Below are 15,096 nucleotides of genomic sequence, written 5' to 3' on the forward strand. Positions count from 1 at the left end.
TGTTTAAAAATCAAGCGCTCAGCTTTTCCATCACTTCGTCGCTGACTTCGAAATTCGTGTAGACGTTCTGCACGTCGTCATCGTCTTCAAGCACATTTAGCAGCTTCAGCAGCGAGCGGGCTTTTTCCTCGTCGAGTTCGGTATTGGTCTGCGGCTTCCAGATCGTCTTGATCGATTCCGCCTCGCCGAGCGATGCTTCGAGCGATTTCGACACCTCGCCGACATTCTCGAAGGCGCAAATGATGACGTGGCCGTTTTCGTCCGATTGCGCGTCGTCGGCGCCGGCCTCGATGGCCGCTTCCATGACCTTGTCGGCATCGCCCACTTCCGGCTTGTAGACGATCTCGCCCACGCGGTCGAACATGAAGGAGACCGAGCCGGTTTCACCCAGCGACCCGCCGGCCTTGGTGAAGGCGGCGCGGACATTGGAGGCGGTGCGGTTGCGGTTATCGGTCAGCGCTTCGACGATGACCGACACGCCGCCGGGGCCGCGGCCCTCATAGCGCACCTCTTCATAGTTCTCGCCCTCATTGCCCGAGGCCTTCTTGATGGCGCGCTCGATATTGTCCTTCGGCATCGATTCCGCCTTGGCGTTCTGGATCGCCAGACGCAGGCGCGGATTCATCGCCGGATCGGGCAGGCCCTGCTTGGCGGCTACCGTGATTTCGCGCGAGAGCTTGGAAAAGATTTTCGACCGCACGGCATCCTGCCGGCCCTTGCGGTGCATGATGTTCTTAAACTGTGAATGGCCAGCCATGGCACCCCTGTCAATTTCGAGCATTTTGCAGCCGGACGAACCTCCAGCCTGGCATAATGCGGCTAAAGCAAAGAATCCCGGCCTTATAGAAAAAATGCCCGCGCGCGTCCAGAAAAAGCGAAATCACCAAACCATGTCACCTCGACAGGCACATGGCCGTAAATTATCGATAATTCATGGCCAAGGAAAAAGACGACACCATAGCAATCAGGATCAGCCGCGTTCTGGCGGACCGGATCATAGCCGGAGCGATCGACCCCGGTACGAAACTGCGGCAGGACCACATAGCGGAAGAGTTCGGCACCAGCCATGTGCCGGTTCGCGAGGCCTTGCGCCGCCTTGAGGCGCAGGGTCTTGCCGTCAGCGAGCCGCGCCGTGGCGTGCGTGTCGCCTCGTTCGACATCCGTGAGATAAGGGAAGTCGCGGACATGCGCGCCGCGCTGGAAGTGCTGGCGCTGCGCAATGCCGCACCGCATCTCACCAGGGCCATTCTCGACGAAGCCGAGGAAGCAACCAAGGCCGGCGATAAATCCCGCGATGTCCGCTCATGGGAGGCAGCCAACCGCCGTTTTCACCGCCTGATCATTTCTCCGTGCGCAATGCCGCGGCTCCTCGCCGCCATCGACGATCTGCACGCCGCGAGCGCCCGCTTCCTGTTCAGCACCTGGCGCTCGGAATGGGAAGCGACGACAGATTACGACCATCGCGCCATCCTGGCGGCGCTGCGCCAGGGCGACATCGACGCCGCCGCCACAATCCTTGCCCGCCATGTGAAACGGATCGGCCAGAAACCGGTCAAGACCGCTTCCGGCCATACGCGCGAAAGCTTCGCCATCATCGGCTGACCTATTCTCCGTTCAAATCCCCCTGAAAGCGCCGCTCAAAAACCGGTGCTTGATTTTTGTCGCACGCTGTGGACTCATTAATAGATCGAATCTCGATTTTATCTATAATTTTGGAAAAGGAGCCGACCATGCATGAAATGACATCCTCGACCCCCGCCGCATCCTTCAGCCCCTTGCGGCTAGACAGCCGTTCCACGGCCACGAAGATCATCGCCGTACTCGCCGGTACGCTCGTTCTTGGCCTGACCTCGCAGATCGAGGTGCCGATGATTCCCGTCCCGATCACGCTGCAAACGCTCATCGTGCCGCTGATCGGCGCACTCTATGGCTGGCGGCTGGGCACGCTCACCGTCCTCGCCTGGCTCATGGAAGCCGCCATGGGCCTTCCGGTTCTCGCCGGCGGCGCTGGCGGACTCGCCTATTTCATCGGCGACCCGACGTCTGGCTACCTCGCCTCGTTTCCGATCATCGCGGCTATCACCGGCTGGTTTGCGGAATGCGGCTGGAACGGGCGCAACGTGCTTCTCGCCTTCGCCTCTTTCCTCATTGCCAACGCACTCTGCCTTATCATCGGCGCGGCATGGCTCGCGACGCTTATCGGTTTTGATCAGGCCATTGCCTTCGGCGTCACGCCCTTCCTCGTCGGCGCGCTCATCAAGTCTGCGCTCGGCGCGGCAATCCTGAAGGCCGCTACTCGGTGACCATACGCCTTCGCGCGCATCATCTTCTCTGCATGCTGACTTATGTCGGCAAGGGCTACAGCCCCGCTTTCATCGCCAATTACGATGAAATAGCGGGGCGACTGGCTGAAGGAGAGGATATTCTTTTGGTGGCGGGGCCGGATGATATCTGCGCCCCGCTGCTCGGCACGGACGATTGCCACTGCTTCAACGAAAGCGTCACGGAGCGTGATGCCAAGGCACTCGACGCGGTGTCCGCGCTATTGCGCCAGCCACTCGCGCCCGGCGACCATATCAAGCTCGACGCCCCCATGCTCGCCACGATGCGCAACGCTTTCGCCACCGGGCAGACCCGCGAGGCCTGCCGGGATTGCGAATGGTTCGAGCTTTGCTCAAGCGTGGCGGAAAGCGGCTATGCCGGGGTGCGGATTGCGCCCGCATGATCCCGAGAAGCTGCAGACTTCTCGGGTAAGATCATGCGGCCATAAATGTATCACTTCCCCGCCTTGCGCTTGCGCCGCGCCAGCATGTTGAGGCCCTCGACCAGCGCCGAGAAACCCATCGCCGCGTAGATATAGCCCTTCGGCACGTGGAAGCCGAAACCATCCGCGATCAGCGTCATGCCGATCATCAGGAGGAAGCCCAGCGCCAGCATGACGATGGTCGGGTTGTCGTTGAGGAAGCGCGACAGCGGGTCGGCGGCAAGCAGCATGACGGTCACGGCGGCGATCACTGCGATTACCATGATGGCGACCTCATCGGTCATGCCGACGGCCGTGATGATCGAATCGACGGAGAAGACGAGGTCGAGCAGCAGGATCTGGCTTATTGCCGCGCCCATTGTGAGCTTCACCGCGCCGCCGACCATGGTCTCCTTATGGTCTTCCGGATCGACCGAATGATGGATTTCCTTTGTCGCCTTCCAGACCAGGAACAGGCCGCCCGCGATCAGGATCAGGTCGCGCCAGGAGAAGCCATGGCCGAACAATTCAAAAACCGGCTGGGTCAGCCGCACGATGATGGAGATGGTAAAGAGCAGCGCCAGCCGCAGGATGAGCGCCGCGCCGATGCCGAGCCGCCGCGCGCGGGCCTGCTGCTCGGGCGGCAGCTTGTTGGTGAGGATCGAGATGAAGATGAGGTTGTCGATGCCAAGCACGACTTCCATGACGACAAGCGTGGCGAGCGCTGCCCACCCCGCCGGCTCGGAAAGAAACGACAAATGCCCGGCAATCATATCCATGCTCGTCCCCACGAAAACGCTTCAGTTCGCGGTTAAGTAGGGAGCATATGGTCTGCCGTCAATCGCGCGGCTACCAGAAATCCGGCATAGATTCCTGCAAGCGCGGGCCGATGCGCAAGGGCGCGATCTTTTCGGCAAGCCCGGTGCGGTCGGATATCTCTACGCAAACGCCGGAAATGGTGGCCGGGCCGCTCGCCGCCTCGAAACGGCCCTTCGGCACCTTGGAGAGGAAGCGATTGAGCGGCTCCTCCTTGTCCATGCCGAGCGAGGAATCGTAATCTCCGCACATGCCCGCATCCGACATATAGGCCGTGCCGCCATTCAGGATTTGCCAGTCGGCGGTCGGCACATGGGTATGCGTGCCGACGACAAGGCTCGCGCGGCCATCGAGGAAATGCCCGAAGCACTGCTTCTCGCTCGTCGCCTCGGCGTGGAAATCGAAAATAACCGCATCGGCCTGCTCGCCCAGCGGGCAGGCGGAAAGGATGTCCTCCGCCGCTTGGAACGGATCGTCGAGATCAGGGTGCATGAATACCCGGCCCATGATGTTGGAGACGAGCACCCGAGCGCCGTTGCGGGCGAGATAGACGCCCGAGCCCTTGCCGGCGGTGCCCTTGGGGAAATTGGCGGGACGCAGAAACCGTTCCTCGCGCCCGGCGAATTCAAGCGCCTCGCGCTGGTCCCAGACATGGTTTCCCGTGGTCACCACATCCGCGCCTGCTTCCAGCGTATGGCGGAAAATCTCCTCGGTGATGCCGAACCCGCCCGCGGCGTTTTCGCCATTGACCACCACGAAATCGAGCTTCAGGTCGTTGATCAGCCCCGGCAGCTTTTCATATACCGCCGTGCGCCCCGACCGGCCCACCATATCGCCAAGAAAAAGAAATCTCATCGCCTGCCTTTATCAGGCGGAGCCGACCGCGCGCAAGCCGCTCTCGGTGAGGATCTGTGAAAGCCTGATATCATGCGGCTCCTGCGGCACATGCGCGACCTCCTGGGCATCGAAGGCAAGACCGATCAGAACAGGAACAATGTTCCGTTTCGCCATCCACCCAATTGCCCGGTCATAATGCCCCGCGCCATAACCGATGCGCCCGCCATGGGCGTCGAAAGCGGCGAGCGGTACGAGCATGATGTCAGGATCAAGCAGCGCCGCCTCCGGCCCCGGCCCTTTGGTGCCGAAGCCGGTGTCGATGAGAGCCGTGTCCGGCGCGTATGCGCGAAAAACGATGGTTTCCCGATCGAGCACGACAGGAAGGCAAAGCCGCGCGCCGCGCTCATGGAGTATCGAAAGCAGCGGTCGCGGATCGATCTCGGAGCGGATCGGCCAGAAGCCGGAGATGACGGTTCCGGGCGAGATCGGAATCGCCGCGCCATGCTCCGCCGCCAAGCGCGACGCTTCCGCGCGATAACCGGCATCGAGCGCATCGCGGCGGCCAAGCGCAGCACGCCGGAGTTGGGCTTTTTGTTCCTTGTTTTCCACGCTATCCCCTCGCCGTCATTCTCGGGCTTCCGAGAATCTACCATAAGAAGACGAAAAGGCGACTACCGTCCCGCTCGAACGACGCGTTACAGATTCTCGGGACAAACCCGAGAATGACGGTTGATGAGGAGAAGTGGCGACCACGACAACCGATGGAGAGATTGATCCCGGGTACCTACAAAGTAGGTGGGCGCCGTGTGGAAAAGCCCACGGGCCTTTCCAGGGACAGCTCCCTTTGAGATCAATAAGGCCCCGGGGATAAGTTACTCCTGTCGCGAAGCGCAGTACGCCGGTGCCCAATATAGGATGGCCTGTTCCGGCAGGCTAGGGCATTTCGCCATTAGATGAAAAAGATGCGCTTGTTTTTATCGCAGCGACCGCGAGACCGCTTGCATACCTAGAACTGAATGGTATATATACCTCGAATAAAAAGGTATCGAGGTGAATGTTTCATGCCCAATACACGAACGAACCCGAATTTTATGAATGGCGTTCCGGAACTCCTGCTCCTCAAGCTTCTCGCGGAGCAGGAGATGTATGGCTATGAGGTGGTCCAGGCTATTCGCCACCGCACCGCAGACATCGTCACGCTCGGTGAGGGGGTGATCTATCCCGTACTTCATAGTCTGGAGCGCGAGGGGGCCCTCAGTTCCCGCCGCCAGACCGTGAATGGCCGCAGCCGGATTTATTATTCGATCACGCCTTTAGGCCAACGGCGGCTGTCCGATCTCACGGGAAGCTGGATCAGGCTTGTCGCAGCCATTCAGGATGTCGTCAGAGGAGAAAAACATGTCCCTGCTGTTTGACCCGCTTCGCGAGCAGCTGCTGCGCGCCGGTATCGCTCCGCGTTATATCAATCGATATGTGATGGAGCTGAAGGAGCATTTCGAGGATATCACGACCGCTCTCGTGGCAGAAGGGTTCGATAAGCAGGAAGCGGAGGTCTGGGCCTATGCGCGGCTCGGAAACCAGGAAGACCTGGTTCAGGCGATGATCGGCCGCAGCGAACTGCGATCCTGGAGCGCCCGCGCTCCTTGGATGACCGTCGTGCTCGCGCCCTTGAGCCTTGCCGTCGGCCTCGCCGCATGCATCTTGTTGTTGATCGCCGCCCAGATTTATGGAGTGGAACCCGGCAGTCATTCCGTCCCCACCTGGTTTGCAGGCCTGACCGATGCGGTCAAAATTCTATCCAATCTGATCCTGCCGATCCTATGCGGTTGGGGCATAGCCGCCATCGCCATGCGGCAGCGCCTGCAATCGATCTGGCCGGCGATTGCACTGGTTCTTGTGGCGCTGCTCGGCAGTGCGCTTCAATTGGATGTCACGCTGCCGTCGGCTTCCGGCAGCGCGGGTAGTATTCAGGCGGGCTTCAGCGGTCTCCCGGATTCTCGCCTCGCTCTCAATCTGCTGCTGGTCCTGTCGCCTTATCTCGCCTGGCGAAATTGGGTGATGCCAACCTATCGATGATCCCTGAAAAATGACGGCGGCGGTGTCATTCGCGGATGCTGCCGCGGGACTCCTACCTTTGGTCCGCCGCGACTTTCGAGTTGAGCTATAGCCTGTGAAGGAATTATCCGCATGAAGACAAGCCTCAACGCTCCGGCGCGGCTGGCCCTTTGGGCGGTTGGCGCTGCCGCATTGCTGCTGATTGCGCCTGCTCAGGCCATGCCGGTCAGCGAGTTCGTCGCCCGCTCGAAAGCCGTCGAGAAATTTGGGATTTTTGCGCAGCTTGCTCCTGATACGCAGCGTCTTGCCGGCGCGCTTCGTGAAGCTCTGAAGAACTATCGCGCCGATGTGGAGCGGTCGGCGGCCGAGGGCAAACCGATCAGTTGTCCTCCGCCCGACGGTCAAGCCAAAATCGAGGCCAAGCCGCTGCTCGATTATCTCAGCAGGCTCTCACCCGCCCAACAGAAAATGGAACTTAAGGATGCGGTCTATGCCTATCTCGCAAAGACCTATCCCTGCCCATGACCAGTCAAAGGGGTTGAACCATGGCACATATGGACCGGCCTACGATAAAGAAGACCGGTACGGCGCTGTTCACACGAAGCAACGTGCTCAGAGGTCTTACCTGCGTTGTCGTCGCGACAGTGGCCGCGCTTACCGCGCACATATTCGTGCAAGGATGGGCGCAGAATATCATCGGTCCAATAATGCAGGGTCTCGTTCCTCCGAAGGACGGTTATCCCAGCGTCGTGGTCGTGGCGGCCTACGTCACGGCGCTGATACCGACGGGAACCGTGGCCTTCGTCTACTACTGGACCGCGGACCGGTTGCCGATCGTGAGCCGCCCGCTCAGGACACTCGTCATCGCCGCGATTCTGCTCGCGCTTAAGGGCGATCTCATCCGCCAGCCGCTCATGAACGCGATCACTTATATGTATGTCTTTGCCAAGCCGGGCGCGCCTGTGCCAGTCGAGGCAGGGCTTCTCCTGCAAGCCGATAAATGGGCGGCCAATCTCGTGCTGGCGTTCTGTCTCGTCTATTTCTGCCCCATCCGGAAGGATCTCGTGCGTCGGCAATAGGGCCGAAACCGGTGCATGTCACAGAACTCCATGCCTCGAGCCACCCACAACAACGGTGCGAAAATCGATCCCGGCTAACCCACGCCTCCCGGCTTCGGCGCGAGCTTCGCCGCCAGCGCCTCGATGCGCTGGGCCATGCCGTCGAGCACGCCCGCCAGCACGGCGTCATTGTTGTCGGCACGGTTCAGCGCTTCGTCGCGGGAGCGGCGCAGCGTTTCGGCTTCGCTCTCCAGCCCCTTCAGGCGCTTCTGCAATTCGACCAGCTCATCCATCACCATGATGCCGGCCATCACGGTCACGCGCTGGTCGCCGATTTCGCCGAAGGAGGATTTGAGATGCGTGACATAACGATCAAAACGCTCGGCAAGGCCGGTCAGGTGCGCCTCCTGCCCTTCGTCGCAGGCCATGCGGTAGGCCTTGCCATCGATCGTCACCGTGACCGTCGCCATCCAATCCCCTTTAACCTTTCCACCTTGCAAGCCCGCGCGAAATCAATTCCCGCTTCCCAAAGCCTGCCTATCGATCCAGCACGGCGCGGATCGTCTCCATCGCCGTGACAAGACGCCGCGACACCTCCCGGTTCGCCGCTTCCAGCCGCTCGGCGCGCGCCTCCGAAATGTCGAGCTCCTGCGCAAGACGGCTGCGGTCGGTGTTCATGCGCTGCACTTCCTCCTCCGCCTCCGCATAATCGCCCTCTTTCTCGAGCCGGAGATCGACGGCTTCCTCCAGCGCGCCCAGCGCCCTATCCAGCCTGTCCATGACTTGCCTGAGGGTCGTTTCCGCTGCCATGCCTGCTTTTATCCCCTAACCCTTTATCTCAATTTTCAGCGCAAACCTATTGCTTGAAAACGGCTCTTTACAAATATTAGTGCGTGCTTTGATTACGCGCAACAAATCATGCCGCCATGAAAAAGTCATACACTGCTTATGGCTTCATTATGACTTTTTGCTGGCAACGTACAGGCCCGCCCGGGCGCGGCGCAAAGCCACCGGCAAAAGGGAACCTTGAGGGCATGGTTTTGTTGACTCCACCTCCCTACCTGCTATGTGTCGCGTGCTTTCCCAAATTGCCGAAACCGGCACCCCCAGCCTTATCCAAACGAGGCCAGACCCATGACGAATTCCGAAAAACAAAACCAGATGGCAAACGCAATCCGCTTCCTTTCGATGGATGCGGTGGAGAAGGCCAATTCCGGCCATCCCGGCCTGCCGATGGGCGCGGCCGATATCGCCACGGTGCTCTACACCCGGTTTCTGAAGTTCGATGCCAAGGACCCGCATTGGCCCGACCGCGACCGTTTCGTGCTTTCGGCCGGTCATGGCTCGATGCTGCTCTATTCGCTCCTTTACCTCACCGGCTATGAGGACATGAGCATCGATGACATCAAGAATTTCCGCCAGCTGGGATCGAAGACCGCCGGCCATCCCGAATATGGCCATGCCAGCGGCATCGAGACGACCACCGGCCCGCTCGGACAGGGGCTTGCCAATGCGGTCGGCATGGCGCTGGGCGAGCGCATCCTCAATGCGCATTTCGGCGACGATCTCGTCGATCACTACACCTATGTGCTCGCCGGCGACGGCTGCCTCATGGAAGGCATCAGCCAGGAAGCCCTCTCGCTTGCCGGGCATCTGAAGCTCAACAAGCTCATCGTCTTCTGGGACGACAACAACATCACCATCGACGGCCCCGTCTCGCAGGCGGACAACACCGACCAGTGCGCGCGCTTCGCCGCCTCGGGCTGGAACACGCTGCGCGTCGACGGCCATGACCAGGAAGCCATTGCCCAGGCCATCGAAACGGCCCGCGCCTCCGACAAGCCGACGCTGATCGCCTGCAAGACGACCATTGGCTTCGGCGCGCCCAACAAGGCCGGCACCAACAAAGTGCATGGCTCGCCGCTCGGCGCGGAAGAAATCGCCGCCACGCGCAAGGCGCTCGGCTGGCCCTCGGAAGCCTTCACCGTTCCGTCAGATATTCTCGAAGCCTGGCGCGCCGCCGGCAGCGCCGGCGCGACGCAGCGCCAGGCATGGGAGAAGCGTCTGGCTGCCGCCGATGCCGAGGCCCGCGCAGAATTCGAGCGCCGCATGCGCGGCGACCTGCCTGAAGGATTCGAGCAGGCGATTGCCGAATACAAGAAGAAGCTCTCCGCCGAAAAGCCCAAGGTCGCGACCCGCAAGGCCTCGGAAATGGCGCTTGAGGTCATCAATGCCGTCGTCCCTGAGACCATCGGCGGCTCTGCCGACCTGACCGGCTCCAACAACACCAAGACCAGCCAGACCAAGTCGATCGTGCCGGGCGATTATAGCGGCCGCTATGTCCATTACGGCATTCGCGAGCATGGCATGGCCGCGGCCATGAACGGCCTGACGCTGCATGGCGGCATCATCCCCTATGGCGGCACGTTCCTGACGTTCTCGGATTATTGCCGCCCGGCCATGCGCCTCTCCTCGCTGATGGGCATTCGCGTCGTCTATGTCATGACGCATGATTCCATCGGCCTTGGCGAAGACGGCCCGACCCACCAGCCGGTGGAGCAGTTGGCCGCGCTGCGCGCCATCCCCAACCATATGGTGTTCCGTCCCGCCGACGTGGTGGAAACCGCCGAATGCTGGGAAATCGCGCTGAAATCGACGAAGACCCCTTCGACACTCGCCCTCACCCGCCAGAATCTGCCGACCGTCCGCACAGAGCATACGGAGGAGAACCTCTCCGCCCGTGGCGCCTACGAACTCGCCCCGGCGAGCGGTGAGGCCAAGGTGACGATCTTCGCTACCGGCTCGGAAGTGGAAATTGCGCTGGGTGCCCGCACGGCGCTTGAAGGCAAGGGCATTCCGACGCGCGTCGTCTCGGTCCCCTGCTTCGAACTTTTCGACCGGCAGCCGGAGGCGTATCAGCAGGCGACCATCGGCAATGCCCCGGTCAAGATTGCCGTCGAGGCGGCGATTTCGCTCGGCTGGGAACGCTTCATCGGCGAAAACGGCGTCTTCATCGGCATGAAGGGCTTTGGCGCCAGCGGCCCCATCGAGGACCTCTACAAGCATTTCGGCATCACGGCGGAACACGTCGTGGCAGCCGCCGAAGCGAAGCTGAAGGCGTGAGCCTCTAGCTCAAATCAAGCATCTACGCTCAAGTAGGAGAGAATGGAAATGGCAGTTCGCGTCGCAATCAACGGGTTTGGCCGCATCGGGCGCAATATCCTTCGAGCCATCGTGGAATCCGGCCGCACCGACATCGAGGTGGTGGCGATCAACGATCTTGGCCCCGTAGAGACCAACGCGCATCTGCTGCGCTATGATTCGGTCCATGGCCGCTTCCCGGCCAAGGTCACGGTCGAGGGCGATTCTATCGTTATCGAGGGCTACAAGCCGATCAAGGTGACGGCGATCAAGAACCCGGCTGAACTGCCGCATAAAGATCTGGGCGTCGATATCGCGCTGGAATGCACCGGCATCTTCACCTCGCGTGAAAAAGCCGCGGCGCATCTGGAAGCCGGCGCCAAGCGCGTCATCGTTTCCGCCCCGGCCGAGGGCGCCGACCTGACGGTTGTCTACGGCGTCAATGACGACAAGCTGACCAAGGATCATCTGGTCATCTCCAACGCCTCCTGCACGACCAACTGCCTCGTGCCGGTCGTCAAGGTGCTGGACGACGCTGTCGGCATCGACCATGGCTTCATGACCACGATCCACTCCTACACCAACGACCAGCCCTCACTCGACCAGATGCACAAGGATCTCTACCGCGCCCGCGCCGCGGCGCTGTCGATGATCCCGACGTCCACCGGCGCTGCCAAGGCCGTCGGCCTCGTGCTGCCGCATCTCAAGGGCAAGCTCGACGGCACCTCGGTGCGCGTGCCGACCCCGAACGTCTCGGTCGTGGACTTCAAATTCGTCGCCAAGCGCAACACGAGCGTTCAGGAAATCAACGACGCCATCAAGGCCGCCGCCACCAACGGCCCGCTCAAGGGCGTTCTGGCCTATACCGAGGAGCCGCTGGTTTCGCGCGATTTCAACCACGATCCGCACTCCTCGATCTTCGCGATCGACCAGACCAAGGTCATGGAAGGCAATTTCGTGCGTATCCTCACCTGGTACGACAATGAGTGGGGCTTCTCCAACCGCATGGCCGACACGGCAGTGGCGCTTTCCAAGGTGATCTAAGCCATGTTCAGAGCCCTCCCCCCGAAGACGGTGCGCTGGCGTTCCACCGAGGGGGAGGGCCTTGAACACCTCGTACTGACGCCGCTCGATGGCGGCATCCACGCCGACAGCGTGGTGATCGGCGAGCGGGGCGGCCTCCCCTACGGCATCCGCTACCGCATCTATTGCGATCCCAACTGGACTGTCCGCGCCTTCACCATCGAGTCGATGACCGGCCAGCATCTGGCCCTGATGTCCGATGGCGAGGGCCATTGGCGCACCCCGGCAGGCGAGGCACAGCCGCAATTCGACGGCTGCATCGATATTGACCTCTCGGGCACGCCCTTCACCAACACATTGCCGATAAGACGCCTGAGCCTCACCCCGCAGGCGGGCACGGCAAAACTCACCATGCTCTACGTGCCGTTCGACAGTTTCGAACCATTCCGCGACGGGCAGCATTACACTTGTCTGGAACAGGAGCGGCTCTACCGCTACGAAACCGAGGACCGCAGCTTCACCGCCGATCTGCCCGTCGATGAGGATGGCCTCGTTTTGGATTATCCCGGCCTGTTTGAGAGGCTGAAAGCGTAAACATACGCCAACAAAACCGGAGAAAACCGATGACCTTCCGTACCCTTGATGATGCCGATCTCGCCTCCAGGCGCGTTCTTCTCCGCGTCGATCTCAACGTTCCCGTGGCCGATGGCATGGTGACGGACGCAACCCGCATTGAGCGCGTTGCCGGCACCATCATCGAGCTGGCCAATAAAGGCGCCAAGGTCATCCTGCTTGCCCATTTCGGCCGCCCCAAGGGAGAGCCTTCGGCGGAATTTTCGCTGCGGCAGGTGGTGAAGGCGCTGGAAGGAAAGCTTCATAAGCCCGTTCACTTCGCCGAAGATTGCATCGGCGAGAAGGCCGCCACTGCCGTCAGCGCCATGAAGGACGGCGATATCCTGCTCCTCGAAAACACCCGCTTCCACAAGGGCGAGGAGAAGAACGACCCCGAATTCGTCAAGGCGCTCGCCGCCAATGGCGATATCTATGTCAACGACGCCTTCTCGGCCGCCCACCGCGCCCATGCCTCGACGGAAGGCCTCGCCCATGTGCTGCCCGCCTATGCCGGCCGTACCATGCAGGCGGAGTTGGAAGCGCTGGAGAAGGGCCTCGGCAACCCCGCCCGCCCCGTCGTGGCAATTGTCGGCGGCGCGAAGGTGTCTTCCAAGATCGATCTCCTCAACAATCTCGTCGAAAAGGTCGATGCCCTCGTCATCGGCGGCGGCATGGCCAACACCTTCCTCGCCGCGCAAGGCATCGGCGTCGGCAAATCGCTCTGCGAACACGATCTCGCCGACACCGCCCGCCAGATCATGGCCAAGGCGGAAGCCGCCAAATGCGCGATCATCCTGCCCATCGACGCCATCGTCGCCTGGCACTTTCAGGCGGACGCGCCGAGCCATGCCTTCGGCATCGACGCGATTCCCGCCGATGGCATGATCCTCGACGTCGGTTCCCAATCCATCGAGCGCATCCAGGGCGCCATTGACGATGCGGCAACGCTGGTCTGGAACGGCCCGCTCGGCGCCTTCGAGCTGCGCCCCTTCGACAAGGCCACCGTCGCCGCCGCCCGCCACGTCGCAGCCCGCACGAAGGAAGGCAAGCTCGTCTCCGTCGCCGGCGGCGGCGACACAGTCGCGGCCCTGAACCATGCAGGCGTGGCGGATGATTTCAGCTATGTTTCAACCGCCGGCGGCGCCTTCCTCGAATGGATGGAAGGCAAGCCATTGCCGGGCGTGGATGTGCTGAAGAAGCAAGGATGATTGAGTCGGCCAATAGCGAAGGGTAGCGTTTCCCAAGAGAAACCGTGAACTTCTTTTGTCGATACAGCAACGTCACCCTCGAGGCATGGATCCCAGTGACAAGCACTGGGATGACGGGGTGGTGACGTTGCTCCACGACGAATACCGTTCTTGCCAAGCGGAGAGGCATAAGGTTGGCTGCCAACAGCCATGCAGTCGTCATCCCAGTGCTTGTCACTGGGATCCATGCCTCTCCTTCTCCATTACAGCAACGGTCCCAAATGAAGCTCAGCCGGTGACCCCGTTTTAATATTCCCCCACCTTAACCCTCCGTCGAAAAAAGTGATCAGCCTAAATCGTTTGAAATAAATTCAATCGTTTCAATAACTTGCCCTCACGTTTCGCTTGCCCCACTCTTTTGTTATGGCCATTTTCAGCCTAACCTAACGAGTGGAGCTCCGATCTATGACCGAACGTCTTCAGGATATCGCTATCGCCATGGTCGCCGACGGCAAGGGCATTCTTGCCGCCGACGAAAGCTCGGCCACCATCAAGAAGCGGTTCGATTCGATAGGCCTCGCCTCCACGGAAGAGAGCCGCCGTGACTATCGCGAAATGCTGTTCCGTTCCCAGGATGCGATGAAGAATTACATCTCCGGCGTGATTCTCTATGACGAGACGATCCGCCAGAACGCGGCGGACGGCACGCCGCTTGCGGAAATCATCAAGCAGGCAGGCAGCATCCCCGGCATCAAGGTGGACGCGGGCGCAAAGCCGCTGGCGGGCTTCCCCGGCGAAACCATCACCGAAGGTCTCGATGGCTTGCGCGAGCGCCTCGCCGAATATTATGCGCTTGGCGCGCGCTTCGCCAAATGGCGCAGCGTGATCTCCATCGCAGACGGCCTGCCGACTTGGGGCGCTGTCAAGCAGAACGCGCAGGCCCTCGCCCGCTATGCCGCGCTTTGCCAGGAAGCCGGCATCGTACCGATGGTGGAGCCCGAAGTGCTGATGGACGGCAAGCCGGGCGACCATTCCATCGACCGCTGCTACGAAGTCACTGAATGGGTGCTGAAGACGGTTTTCACCGAGCTTTACGATGCCCGCGTCGTGCTCGAAGGCATGATCCTGAAGCCGAACATGGTCATCGACGGCAAGAATGCCCGCAAGGCTTCTGTTGAGGAAGTGGCCGAAAAGACCGTGCGCTGCTTCAAATCCACCGTCCCCGCCGCCGTGCCGGGCATCGCCTTCCTCTCCGGCGGCCAGACCGACGAGGAAGCGACCGCCCACCTCTCCGCTATGAATGCCGCCTTCGACATGCCCTGGAAGCTCACCTTCTCCTATGGCCGCGCCTTGCAGGCGGCGGCTTTGAAGGCCTGGGGCGGCAAGCCGGAAAACGTCGCCGCCGGCCAGCGCGCCTTCGCCCACCGCGCCCGCATGAACGCCCTCGCCGCCACCGGCGGGTGGCAGCCGGACCTCGAAAAGGCGGCATGAACCTCTCCGCGGCGTCATTCTCGGGCTTGTCCCGAGAATCGACAACGCTGCGTTCAAGCGGGACGGTCATTGCCTTTCCTTCTTCTTATGGCAGATCCTCGGGACAAGCCCGAGAATGACGAAGTTGCGCGGA

18 protein-coding genes and 1 other RNA gene are annotated in these 15,096 nt (G+C 61.2%); 12 read left to right on the forward strand and 7 right to left on the reverse strand.

Features of this window, described 5'->3' with window-relative positions:
• Window positions 1-10 precede the first annotated feature (10 nt).
• Window positions 11-757 carry a YebC/PmpR family DNA-binding transcriptional regulator gene (locus tag ACOWVG_RS08175; RefSeq protein ID WP_420961335.1) on the reverse strand — a complete coding sequence of 249 codons (747 nt, stop codon included), beginning with the start codon at window positions 755-757 and terminating at the stop codon, window positions 11-13.
• A 176-nt stretch (window positions 758-933) separates the two neighbouring features.
• On the opposite strand from ACOWVG_RS08175, the gene ACOWVG_RS08180 reads away from it, so the two are divergent.
• The 3 genes from ACOWVG_RS08180 (at window position 934) to ACOWVG_RS08190 (ending at window position 2,725) form a co-directional block, all read left to right on the forward strand.
• A complete protein-coding gene (locus ACOWVG_RS08180; RefSeq protein ID WP_420961337.1) occupies window positions 934-1,602 on the forward strand; it encodes a GntR family transcriptional regulator in 669 nt (222 codons plus the stop codon).
• 137 nt (window positions 1,603-1,739) lie between these two features.
• A complete protein-coding gene (locus ACOWVG_RS08185; protein WP_420961663.1) occupies window positions 1,740-2,303 on the forward strand; it encodes a biotin transporter BioY in 564 nt (187 codons plus the stop codon).
• On the forward strand, window positions 2,300-2,725 hold the full coding sequence (locus ACOWVG_RS08190) for a DUF1284 domain-containing protein (protein ID WP_420961339.1): 426 nt from the start codon (window positions 2,300-2,302) through the stop codon (window positions 2,723-2,725). Before ACOWVG_RS08185 ends, ACOWVG_RS08190 begins: the two co-directional genes overlap by 4 nt.
• A gap of 50 nt (window positions 2,726-2,775) precedes the next feature.
• Here ACOWVG_RS08190 and ACOWVG_RS08195 read toward each other — a convergent pair whose 3' ends face one another.
• The 4 genes from ACOWVG_RS08195 to ssrS form a co-directional block, all read right to left on the reverse strand.
• Window positions 2,776-3,522, reverse strand: a complete 747-nt coding sequence (locus ACOWVG_RS08195; RefSeq protein ID WP_420961340.1) for a TerC family protein — start codon at window positions 3,520-3,522, stop codon at window positions 2,776-2,778.
• Window positions 3,523-3,592: 70 nt separating this feature from the next.
• A complete protein-coding gene (locus ACOWVG_RS08200) occupies window positions 3,593-4,414 on the reverse strand; it encodes a TIGR00282 family metallophosphoesterase (protein ID WP_420961342.1) in 822 nt (273 codons plus the stop codon).
• Window positions 4,415-4,426: 12 nt separating this feature from the next.
• On the reverse strand, window positions 4,427-5,005 hold the full coding sequence (locus ACOWVG_RS08205) for a 5-formyltetrahydrofolate cyclo-ligase (RefSeq protein ID WP_420961344.1): 579 nt from the start codon (window positions 5,003-5,005) through the stop codon (window positions 4,427-4,429).
• Window positions 5,006-5,139: 134 nt separating this feature from the next.
• A non-coding RNA gene (ssrS, locus tag ACOWVG_RS08210) (6S RNA) lies at window positions 5,140-5,296 on the reverse strand.
• Between the two features lie 161 nt (window positions 5,297-5,457).
• Between ssrS and ACOWVG_RS08215 the strand changes: the two genes are divergently transcribed.
• The 4 genes from ACOWVG_RS08215 to ACOWVG_RS08230 all read left to right on the forward strand — a co-directional run bounded on the left by ACOWVG_RS08215 (window position 5,458) and on the right by ACOWVG_RS08230 (window position 7,530).
• A complete protein-coding gene (locus ACOWVG_RS08215; protein WP_420961345.1) occupies window positions 5,458-5,811 on the forward strand; it encodes a PadR family transcriptional regulator in 354 nt (117 codons plus the stop codon).
• The gene (locus ACOWVG_RS08220; protein WP_420961347.1) at window positions 5,795-6,472 is read left to right on the forward strand and encodes a hypothetical protein; all 678 of its coding nucleotides are present in this window, start codon (window positions 5,795-5,797) and stop codon (window positions 6,470-6,472) included. Before ACOWVG_RS08215 ends, ACOWVG_RS08220 begins: the two co-directional genes overlap by 17 nt.
• A gap of 111 nt (window positions 6,473-6,583) precedes the next feature.
• Entirely contained in the window at window positions 6,584-6,976 is a 393-nt protein-coding gene (locus tag ACOWVG_RS08225) for a hypothetical protein (RefSeq protein ID WP_420961349.1), read from the forward strand.
• Between the two features lie 20 nt (window positions 6,977-6,996).
• On the forward strand, window positions 6,997-7,530 hold the full coding sequence (locus ACOWVG_RS08230) for a hypothetical protein (RefSeq protein WP_420961350.1): 534 nt from the start codon (window positions 6,997-6,999) through the stop codon (window positions 7,528-7,530).
• Between the two features lie 74 nt (window positions 7,531-7,604).
• Here ACOWVG_RS08230 and ACOWVG_RS08235 read toward each other — a convergent pair whose 3' ends face one another.
• Together ACOWVG_RS08235 and ACOWVG_RS08240 are read right to left on the reverse strand one after the other, a co-directional pair.
• Window positions 7,605-7,979, reverse strand: a complete 375-nt coding sequence (locus ACOWVG_RS08235; protein WP_420961352.1) for a cell division protein ZapA — start codon at window positions 7,977-7,979, stop codon at window positions 7,605-7,607.
• Window positions 7,980-8,046: 67 nt separating this feature from the next.
• Window positions 8,047-8,319, reverse strand: a complete 273-nt coding sequence (locus ACOWVG_RS08240; protein ID WP_420961353.1) for a DUF4164 domain-containing protein — start codon at window positions 8,317-8,319, stop codon at window positions 8,047-8,049.
• A 324-nt stretch (window positions 8,320-8,643) separates the two neighbouring features.
• Between ACOWVG_RS08240 and tkt the strand changes: the two genes are divergently transcribed.
• The 5 genes from tkt (at window position 8,644) to ACOWVG_RS08265 (ending at window position 14,963) form a co-directional block, all read left to right on the forward strand.
• Window positions 8,644-10,632 (forward strand): transketolase, encoded by a 1,989-nt coding sequence (tkt, locus tag ACOWVG_RS08245; protein WP_420961354.1) that lies wholly within the window; start codon window positions 8,644-8,646, stop codon window positions 10,630-10,632.
• A 48-nt stretch (window positions 10,633-10,680) separates the two neighbouring features.
• The gene (gene gap, locus ACOWVG_RS08250) at window positions 10,681-11,694 is read left to right on the forward strand and encodes a type I glyceraldehyde-3-phosphate dehydrogenase (protein WP_420961355.1); all 1,014 of its coding nucleotides are present in this window, start codon (window positions 10,681-10,683) and stop codon (window positions 11,692-11,694) included.
• A gap of 3 nt (window positions 11,695-11,697) precedes the next feature.
• A complete protein-coding gene (locus ACOWVG_RS08255; RefSeq protein ID WP_420961356.1) occupies window positions 11,698-12,267 on the forward strand; it encodes a putative glycolipid-binding domain-containing protein in 570 nt (189 codons plus the stop codon).
• Between the two features lie 29 nt (window positions 12,268-12,296).
• Window positions 12,297-13,493, forward strand: coding sequence for a phosphoglycerate kinase (locus ACOWVG_RS08260; protein ID WP_420961357.1), 1,197 nt, complete (start codon window positions 12,297-12,299; stop codon window positions 13,491-13,493).
• 444 nt (window positions 13,494-13,937) lie between these two features.
• Window positions 13,938-14,963: a class I fructose-bisphosphate aldolase gene (locus ACOWVG_RS08265; protein WP_420961358.1), complete on the forward strand. Its 1,026-nt coding sequence runs from the start codon at window positions 13,938-13,940 to the stop codon at window positions 14,961-14,963.
• The last annotated feature ends 133 nt before the right edge of the window (window positions 14,964-15,096 follow it).

It is taken from the genome of Brucella sp. IR073 (assembly GCF_049065735.1).
Lineage (GTDB): Bacteria > Pseudomonadota > Alphaproteobacteria > Rhizobiales > Rhizobiaceae > Paramesorhizobium.